At 66.8% G+C, this 2,311-nt stretch carries 3 protein-coding genes; all 3 read left to right on the top strand.

Annotation, left to right across the window (positions count from 1 at the left end):
• Positions 1-525 (top strand): TRAP transporter large permease subunit (locus JOY90_RS35940; RefSeq protein ID WP_291695834.1); only part of this gene is annotated, 525 nt, incomplete at its 5' end.
• Between the two features lie 10 nt (positions 526-535).
• Positions 536-1,513, top strand: a complete 978-nt coding sequence (locus JOY90_RS35935) for an NAD(P)-dependent oxidoreductase (RefSeq protein ID WP_291695833.1) — start codon at positions 536-538, stop codon at positions 1,511-1,513.
• The coding region (locus JOY90_RS35930; protein ID WP_291695832.1) for an MFS transporter at positions 1,510-2,311 on the top strand (802 nt) is incomplete at its 3' end. The genes JOY90_RS35935 and JOY90_RS35930, both read left to right, overlap by 4 nt.

The raw sequence follows: 2,311 nt of genomic DNA, 5'->3' as shown, positions 1-2,311 counted from the left end.
CTGTTCCGCGAGCTCAGCGTGACGGCCGCGGCTCACAGCTTCATCCAGGCGGCGACGCGCTCGGGGCTGGTGCTGTTCATCGTCGCCGCGGCGCAATCGCTCGCCTTCATCCTGACCTTGCAGCAGGTGCCGCACGCGGTCGGCGAGCTTATGCTCTCGCTGTCGCAGACGGGCGGCGTCTGGGTGTTCATGCTGCTCTCGATCCTCGTGCTGATCGTGATGGGGTCGGTGCTGGAGGGCGCCGCGGCGCTGATCATCTTCGGCCCGCTGTTGCTGCCGGTCGCGGTCAAGCTCGGCATCAACCCGCTGCATTTCGGCGTCGTCCTGGTGATCGCGATGGGAATCGGCCTGTTCGCGCCGCCGCTCGGGCTCGGACTCTACGGCGCCTGCCTGATCGGCAACGTGCCGATCGAGCAGACGGTGAAGCCGATACTCGGATATCTCGGCCTGCTGTTGCTATGTCTCCTGATAATTGCTTTCGTGCCGGCCATCAGCACGGCCCTGCCGCACGCCTTCGGGTATTGACGAGGAACTTTTGAAAATCCTGTTGACGCACACGCCGGCATCTCGCCGCCAGTATTATGGTGACCGCAGCCTGCAAGGATTGCAGGCGCTGGGCGCGGTCCGCCTGCATGACGGCGACGATGCACTTGACAGCCAAGGCCTGATCGCCGCGGCCGAGGACGTCGAAATCATCGTCGCCGACCGCATGACCGAGGGCAGGGGCGAGATCTTCCCGCTCTTGCCGAAGCTGCGCGCCTTCGTGCGCTGTGCGGTCGACATCCGCAACATCGATGTGTCAGCGGCGTCCGCAGCCGGCGTGCTGGTGACACGCGCTTCGCCCGGCTTCGTGCCGGCGGTCGCCGAGCTCGCGCTCGGCTTCATGGTGGATTTTTCGCGCGGCATCTCGCGCGCGACGGCCGACTACCACGTCGGACGCAAGCCGGAGGTGGTGATGGGGCGGCAGCTCGCCGGCAGCCGCATCGGCATCATCGGCTATGGCAGCATCGGCCGTCACCTTGCCAGGCTGGCAAGGGCGCTCGGCATGGAGGTGCTGGTCGCCGATCCCTTCGTCACCCTCGATGACAGCGACATCCAGCATGTCAGCCTCGAGGAGCTGCTTGGCCGCGTCGACCATGTCGTGTGCCTCGCGGTCGCCAACGCGGCGACGGAGAATCTCATCAATGCGACGGCGCTCGCAAGGATGCAGCCGCACGCCTTCTTCATCAATCTGTCGCGCGGCAATCTCGTCGACGAAGCGGCGCTCGCCGCGGCGCTGCGCGAGAATCGCATCGCCGGCGCGGCGATGGACGTCGGCCGCGCGCCGGACCAGATGCCCTCACCGGCGCTCGCGCGCCTGCCCAGCGTCGTCGCCACCCCGCATATCGGCGGGCTGACGCCGCAGGCGATCGAGCACCAGGCGTCCGAGACGGTCCGGCAGGTCGGCCTGATCGTGAAGGGCGAGGTGCCTACAGGCGCCGTCAACGCCGAGCATTGGACGCGCCGGCCATGAGGAAATCCCTGGCTGCGCGGCTGCCCTTCTTCTATGGCTGGGTCGTCGTGATCGTGACTTTCGTCACCATGGCGATCGGCGTCAATGCGCGCACCGCGTTCTCGCTGTTCTTCCCGCCGATCCTCTCCGAGTTCGGCTGGGAACGCGGCATCACCGCCGGCGCGTTCTCGTTCGGCTTCGTGGTGTCGGCGATCGTCAGCCCGCTGATCGGCCGCCTGATGGACCGCGCCGGTCCGCGCGCGGTGATGGAGCTTGGCATCGCGCTGATGGGCGGCGGGTTGTTGCTGGCGCCGCTGACCCGCGAGCCCTGGCATCTCTATATCACCATCGGCGTCATGGTCGGCGCCGGCAGCGTCTGCCTCGGCTACTCCGGATTCTCGCTGTTCCTGCCGAACTGGTTCATCCGCCGCCGCGGTCTTGCCATGGGCATCGCTTTTGCCGGGGTGGGCATCGGCTCGGTGACACTGCTGCCGTGGGCGCAATATGTGATCGAGCACACCGGCTGGCGCGCGGCCTGCACCGCGATCGGGCTGATGGTCTTGATCGTGCTGGCGCCGATCAATCTGCTCTTGCGCAAGCGCCCCGAGGATATCGGCCTTGAGCCCGATGGCGATGCCGCGCCGCATGCTTCGGCGAGGCCCGTCTCCAACATCGTCGATCCGGTCTGGGCCGGCACCGACTGGACCTTACCGCGGGCGCTTCGTACGGCGCGGTTCTGGTGGATCTCGCTCGGCTATTTCTGCGGGCTGTACATCTGGTATGCGGTGCAGGTGCATCAGACCAAATTTCTGCTCGACA

This window comes from Bradyrhizobium sp., from assembly GCF_019242285.1.
In the GTDB taxonomy this organism is placed as follows: domain Bacteria; phylum Pseudomonadota; class Alphaproteobacteria; order Rhizobiales; family Xanthobacteraceae; genus Bradyrhizobium.
The sequence above is the reverse complement of the archived record's forward strand: the minus strand, read 5'-3'. Positions and strand labels throughout refer to the sequence as shown.